Raw genomic sequence first — 6,742 nt, forward strand, 5'->3', positions numbered from 1 at the left:
AAAAAGCTTGACAAATATAATATCACAAAATAAATTTATTATTTAATTACATTTGCAATCACATCAACCGAGATTACATGTAAGAGAGCGACATATTTGGCCAACGATTCCAATTTCTTCGTCTCATTCAAGGGGTGATCTTTCGATATCACACTCAAAGCGGTGATGATCTCAAAGGGCGGCTTCCTATCCTTCGGGTATTCAGCATATTGAACAGTACGAGGAGTCCGAAATGAACGGAGCAAAAATAGTTGTACGAATGCTTCGGGAATACGGGGTTGATGTACTTTTCGGTGTCCCGGGAGATACCAGCATTCCTCTCTACGAGGCCCTTTATGAGGCAAAAAACCGTATTCGCCATGTTCTGGCCAGGGATGAACGGTCCGCTTCCTTCATGGCGGATGCTTATGCGCGCCTCTCTCACAGGCCCGGAATCTGCGAGTGTCCGAGCGGCGCAGGTCCCCTCTATTCCGTTCCAGGAGTCGCAGAGGCCAACGCCTCTTCCATTCCTGTAATCCTGTTCACCTCTGATATTCCTCTCTCCGGGGAAGGTAAATCCACGATCACCGAACTTGATTGCCAGGGGCTCTTCAAATCCATCACCAAGTGGTCATGCGTCATCAAAGACGCAAAAAAGATACCCGAAAGCATCAGGAGGGGATTCAGAATCGCCACCACCGGTCGCCCTGGGGCTGTGCACATGGCTCTCCCTCAAGAAATAATCAAGGAGGAGTTCAAAGCAGAGGAAAACCTGATCTATTCAGAACCGGAATGCAGGAGGTATCCGGCTTACAGGACCCGGGGCAGTCGGAATGTGCTTGAAAAACTCACAAGACACCTCATTAAAGCGGAAAGACCTGTGATCATTGCAGGGGGTGGGGCCAATCATTCTCAGGCCGGCCCTCAGGTTATGGAATTGGCCGAATGGTTGTCCGCTGCCGTTGTGACCACAATATCAGGCCAGGGAATCATGCCCGATGAACATCCGCTTGCCATGGGCGTGATCGGAGATAATGGCTTCCACCCCCATGCCCACCAGTGCGTCGAAGAAGGTGATGTCCTGCTTTACGTGGGCTGTAAGATGGGTTCTGTATCCACAATTAACTGGTCTCTGCCGGTTTACACTCCTGAACGAAAAATCCTTCAGATCGATCTTGATCCTGAACTTCTCTCAAACAACTACCGCAACACCCTCAGCGTAGCTGGCGATGCAAGACTTGTCTTGAAGGATGTCCTGGTGCTTCTCAAGGGAAAAGAAAAAGCAAAAGATATCTCGCCATGGATTCAGCGACTAAACAAGCTACGGAGCCAATTCTGGAAGGAATCCCAAAAAGATCTCCAATCAAACAGTATGCCTATAAAGCCTGAAACGGTCATTGCGGCCCTCAACAGACACCTCCCCTCCCCATCAATCGTAATCGCGGATGCAGGGACGCCTACTCCCTATATCACCCGCTATCTGAAGCTGGGGGGCAAGGGCTCAAGATTCATCATTCCCCGGGCCTATGGAGGACTGGGTTATGCCATTCCGGCCACCGTGGGGGCCTATTTCGCCCGCCCTGATGCTCGACTCATTGGGCTCTTCGGAGACGGCAGCCTGGGGATGGCGGCAGGCGAACTGGAAACGCTGGCGCGGCTGGAGATACCGGCAGTGCTTATTCACTTCAGCAATGCCTGCTTCGGGTGGATCAAGGCCCTGCAGGCACTTCACAGCAAAGGGAAGTTTTACTCCGTTGACTTTACTAGAGGCGACCCCGTCCTTGTAGCAGAGGGTTTCGGCTTGAAGGCATTAAGGATAGAAGATCCCAAAAATCTGGATGGATACCTTGAAGAGGTGTTTGCCTGTGACAGACCTGTCTTTCTGGACGTGATAGCAGAATCAGAGGCAAGCCACCTTCCACCTGTATTTTCCTGGCAGAAGGCAGCAGAAAAGGAGTGGGACCAATCGGCGTAAAGACAAACAGGCGATGATCCATGGCCTTACCATTTAAATACATATCCTTCTTGATCTTTCGCCTATCCGGCATCGTTCTGCTTCCATAACAGGCCTATGGGTCCCCTTGATTACACCCCTCTCAAGCCTTCTTTTCTTCTGGTGGTGTTTTGTGACTTCCATTCAATAAGGAGGATGAACAAATGAAAGTTATTATTGTTGGAGGGGGTTGGGCCGGGTGTGCAGCCGCCCTCACAGTCGTCAAAAAAGGCGCGGAGGCCGTGTTGATCGATCGGACGGACATGCTTCTGGGTACGGGTCTTGTCGGAGGGATTTTTCGAAATAACGGCCGTTTTACGGCTGCTGAAGAGATGATTGCGATGTCCGGAGGCGAGTTGTTTCATCTCATGGACCAAACCGCACTCCATAAGGATGTCGATTTCCCGGGTCACCGACATGCATCTCTTTACAATGTAGCAAGGATGGAGCCGGTCGTTAAAAGATTTCTTCTCAGACAAGGAGTCCGGATCCAGAGCAACACCCGGATAGTGAACGCAGAAATGGATGGAAATCGTATCAAGTCGGTCCTGGCGAAACAAGAAAAAGAGGAATTATACTTTGCCGGCGATGCCTTTATAGACACCACCGGGACGGCCGGTCCACCGGCCAATTGCAACAAGTACGGCAATGGCTGCGCCATGTGTATCCTGAGATGCCATTCGTTCGGCGGGCGGGTGAGTCTTGCCGCAAAAGCCGGTGTCCGGGAAATCTCCGGCGAAAAAAACGGCCGTATCGGGGCCATGAGCGGATCATGCAAACTAATGAAAGAATCCCTGGATCCTGCAATTGTCGACGAGTTAAACACCAAGGGTGTATCGGTGGTGCCTATTCCAAAATCAAAAATAATAAGAGGGAAACTTGCCCTGAAGTGTTGCCAGCAATACGCCCTGAGCGATTTCGAGGAAAACATCGTCCTCCTGGATACCGGTCATGCCAAGCTGATGACCCCATTTTTCCCCCTGGAGGCCCTGCGGGAGATTCCCGGTCTTGAAAATGCTCGCTACGAGGATCCTTATGCAGGTGGTATTGGAAATTCCATTCGCTATATCGGAATGTCGCCAAGGGATAATGCACTGAAAGTAGAAGGGGTGGAGAATCTGTTTTGCGCCGGTGAAAAGGCGGGCTTGATGGTGGGGCATACGGAGGCCATCTGCACGGGGACCCTGGCAGGATACAATGCCGTAAGATACATCAAAAAGGAAAAGCCGCTTATACTTCCCACGACTCTCGCCGTGGGGGAACTGATAAGCTACGTACGGACGCAAATGATAGATGAGGGAATCCGCAGCTTGAAATATACATTTTCAGGTTCCGTCTTTTTTAAGCGAATGGGAGAACGAGGCCTCTATTCCATCGATATAGAGGAAATTGAAAAGAGGGTCGATTCAGCAGGAATGAGCGGAATTTTTTCCTGATTGTTTAATAAATACCGCCCATTGTCCTATTAACCCTTTAGACGGAAAGGAGGAAGCAATGGTGGAATTAACTGCTGCCCATTGGATTTACCTCATCGGCATTATCGCTGTACTGGTAGCGATGACCTTCCGGCTGGAAACCCCCCTGGTCTGCATGGTTGCAGCCTTTATTTTGGGATGGGTGATAACGGGTGATCTCATACAGGCCGTTCAGGCGATCTTCAATGCCGTCCAAGCCGCCTTCAGTGAACTGCTCGGCATTGTGCTCATCATTTCCATTATAGTCGCCATGGCCAAGATGCTTGAGGAGACCGGGATCGTGGAAATGATGTTCCGGCCGCTCCGGGGATTGATCAAATCCCCGACTGTTGCCTTCTGGGCCTTGGGCGTGATCATCATGATTGTGGCGTGGCTGATCTGGCCATCCCCTGCCATTGCGCTTGTCGGCGCCCTGCTCCTGCCCGCCGCCATCAAAGCGGGACTGCCGCCTATCTGTGCTGCAATGGCTATCAGCATGTTCGGTTATGGAGTGGCCCTGACCACCGATTATGTCATCCAGGGGGCCCCCAGCATCGCCGCCAAGGCGGCCGGAGTCTCCGTGGGGAGTGTGATGATAAAGACTCTTCCCCTTGTCATCGTGTGGGCGGCGATTGCTTTGCCCCTTTCCTACCTATCCGTCAGGAAGGATGTCAGGGCCAGCGAAGGAAAACCGATCGAGTGGGAGCCCCTTGAGGTTTCTTCTTCGGAAAAGGAAGAGGTCGAAAAATGGTCAAAGGCGGCGCCTGGTTTCAAGAAGTTTGCGATCTGGCTGATAGGTGTCCTCTTCATCCTTAACCTTGCAGCCATGCTTGTTTTCAAGATTCGAGGAGGTGATGCAACCGCCCTTCTGGGGGGAACGATTGTTCTCATTATGGTGGTGGTGGCCTTAGGAGTTTACGGAAAAGAAGGCATGGAAAAGCTGACCGATCATGGAAGAGAGGGTTTCAAGTTTGGGGTGAGAATCTTTACTCCTGTATTTTTTATCGCTGCCTTCTTTTTCATGGGTGCACCGGGCCCGGCCAAGATCATTTTTGGGCCGGACGCAAAAGGACTCCTTTTTGATCTGGGACAGGCCCTGGCAAATTCAATCCCCATCGGCCGTGTTACGGCGGCGATAACACAGTCAGTCGTCGGCGGGATCACCGGCCTCGACGGTTCCGGATTTTCCGGTCTGCCGCTAATCGGTTCCCTTGCCCAAGTGCTGGGTAAACCCTCTGACCTGAATCTTCCTTCTCTTACTGCCTTGGGGCAGTTTTTCTGTATCGCGGTGGGCGGTGGTTGTATCGTCCCATGGGCTGTGATTCCGGCCGCTGCCATCACGGGGACCGATCCGGTCGAGGTAGCACGCCGCAACCTGGTACCGACCCTTTGCGGGCTGGTGGGTGTCGTGATTGTGGCCATTTTTATGCTCTAGTTTACCTTAGGATTTGAATCCTGCACAAACAACCTTGAACTCATCAAAAATTTCACCCTGTTAGTTCATAACCGGACAGGGTGAAAGCTTAACTCGACAGGTGAGAACAAAATGATGTTAACCCTTATGGAAGGAAATGAGGCCGTTGCCTGGGGGGCGGTGACTGCAGGATGCCGGTTTTATGCCGGATATCCGATCACACCCGCCACCACCATCTTCAATACCATGTTGAAACTGCTTCCCCCTCTGGGTGAAATCTGCATTCAGGGGGAAGACGAAATTGCATCTATCGGGTCCTGCCTCGGGGCCTCCATGGCTGGATTGAAAGTGATGACTGCCACATCGGGTCCGGGGCTCAGCCTTTTCTCTGAACATATTTCTTTCGCGATTGGGAGTGAGATTCCCATCGTCATTGTTGATGTCCAGCGATTAGGCCCTTCTACGGGTTCTGCAACGCGGGGTGCGGACGGAGATATCCAGTTCATGCGTTGGGGGAGCAGTGGTGGGCAGCCGGTTATTGTACTTGCTCCTGTCGATGTTAAGGACTGCTTTTGCCTGACGATTCATGCCTTCAATCTTGCAGAAGAGTTCAGATGTCCAGTCTCCATTGCCTCCAACAAGGAGATCGGCATGACCAAGGAAAGCATTGACCTGGCGACCGTTCCGAAGCCGGAGATCGTGCAGCGTCGAACCCCGCCGAAAGAAACATCTTTCATGCCTTTTAGGATTCCTCAGGGACGCATGGTCCCTGACTTTTTGCCCTTCGGGCATGAAATCCTTGTGCGCCAGACCTCATCGACCCATGGTGCGGACGGTTATATCACCACGAATCCTGAGGATATAGCCGCAACCCAGGAAAGGCTGAAGCAGAAACTCGAATCGGCGGTGGAACGATTCTGCTTCCATGAAGCTTATGTTGCCGAGAAGGCTGAGGACTTAATAATCACGTACGGGATCACCGCCCGGACAGCCGTGGAGGTCTTTAAGGAACTGCGGAATACCAAACACCCCGTCTCCTTGCTGGTACTTAAGACCCTCTGGCCCGTACCGGAAACCCTGATCAAAGAAAAGGCCTCTAGCGCCAAACGAATCATTGTGCTGGAGATGAACGTAGGGCAATATGTAAGAGAAATCGAGCGTGTTCTGCCCGACAAAAAGATTCATTTTTATGGCTGCATGAACGGCAAACTGATTACGCCAGCCAAAATCAGGAAGGTTATCGCCGATGCCCAGTCTACTGAATGACGAAAGACCCCCCGCTTTTTGTCCCGGCTGTACGCACAAACGCGTCGCCCACGCCCTTGACAAGGCCTTTCAAAATATGGGTCTGCGTGGCGATGAAATCATTATAGTGAGTGACATCGGATGTTCCGGTCTTTTTGACACATTCTTCCACACCCACGCCCTGCACGGCCTCCATGGGCGGGCCCTTACTTATGCCCTTGGGATCAAGCTCGCCCGCCCGGAACTCAATGTGGTTGTCTCCATGGGTGACGGCGGAATAGGGATCGGTGGTGCCCATTTCTTGAGTGCATGCCGAAGGAACATCGACCTTACTCTGCTTGTCCTTAATAATTTCAATTTCGGGATGACCGGAGGCCAGCACTCCGCAACCACTCCTCCGGATGCAGAAGTGAACTCCGGCTTTCTCAACAGGCTGGAACGACCTTTTGACATCGGTGAAGTGGCTCGTTCTGCAGGGGCTACCTATGTAAGGCGCTGTTCCAGTTTCAGGAAAGATCTTGCCGAGGAGATTGGACGAGCCATCCGACATAGGGGATTTTCAGTGCTCGATATTTGGGGGATGTGTACCGGTCGCTATGCCAGGAAAAACAGCCTCAACCCCCGAATCATCAATGAAAGACTCGCCACTCTCCCGCC

General features: G+C 52.0%; 5 protein-coding genes. All 5 read left to right on the plus strand.

Annotated elements, in window-relative coordinates:
• Window positions 1-232: 232 nt before the first annotated feature.
• Window positions 233-1,954, plus strand: coding sequence for a thiamine pyrophosphate-binding protein (locus JRF57_15655; GenBank protein ID MBW2305136.1), 1,722 nt, complete (start codon window positions 233-235; stop codon window positions 1,952-1,954).
• 182 nt (window positions 1,955-2,136) lie between these two features.
• On the plus strand, window positions 2,137-3,408 hold the full coding sequence (locus JRF57_15660; GenBank protein MBW2305137.1) for an FAD-dependent oxidoreductase: 1,272 nt from the start codon (window positions 2,137-2,139) through the stop codon (window positions 3,406-3,408).
• A gap of 58 nt (window positions 3,409-3,466) precedes the next feature.
• A complete protein-coding gene (locus JRF57_15665; protein ID MBW2305138.1) occupies window positions 3,467-4,861 on the plus strand; it encodes a hypothetical protein in 1,395 nt (464 codons plus the stop codon).
• A 111-nt stretch (window positions 4,862-4,972) separates the two neighbouring features.
• A complete protein-coding gene (locus JRF57_15670) occupies window positions 4,973-6,106 on the plus strand; it encodes a pyruvate flavodoxin/ferredoxin oxidoreductase (GenBank protein MBW2305139.1) in 1,134 nt (377 codons plus the stop codon).
• A partial coding sequence (locus tag JRF57_15675; protein ID MBW2305140.1) for a 2-oxoglutarate synthase occupies window positions 6,087-6,742 on the plus strand: 656 nt, incomplete at its 3' end. The genes JRF57_15670 and JRF57_15675, both read left to right, overlap by 20 nt.

This window comes from Deltaproteobacteria bacterium (assembly GCA_019310525.1).
Classification (GTDB): Bacteria; Desulfobacterota; DSM-4660; order Desulfatiglandales; family HGW-15; genus JAFDEE01.

Coding starts and splice junctions, on each gene's coding strand:
- JRF57_15655 (MBW2305136.1), top strand. CDS start 233: ATGAACGGAGCAAAAATAGTTGTACGAATGCTTCGGGAATACGGGGTT.
- JRF57_15660 (MBW2305137.1), top strand. CDS start 2,137: ATGAAAGTTATTATTGTTGGAGGGGGTTGGGCCGGGTGTGCAGCCGCC.
- JRF57_15665 (MBW2305138.1), top strand. CDS start 3,467: ATGGTGGAATTAACTGCTGCCCATTGGATTTACCTCATCGGCATTATC.
- JRF57_15670 (MBW2305139.1), top strand. CDS start 4,973: ATGATGTTAACCCTTATGGAAGGAAATGAGGCCGTTGCCTGGGGGGCG.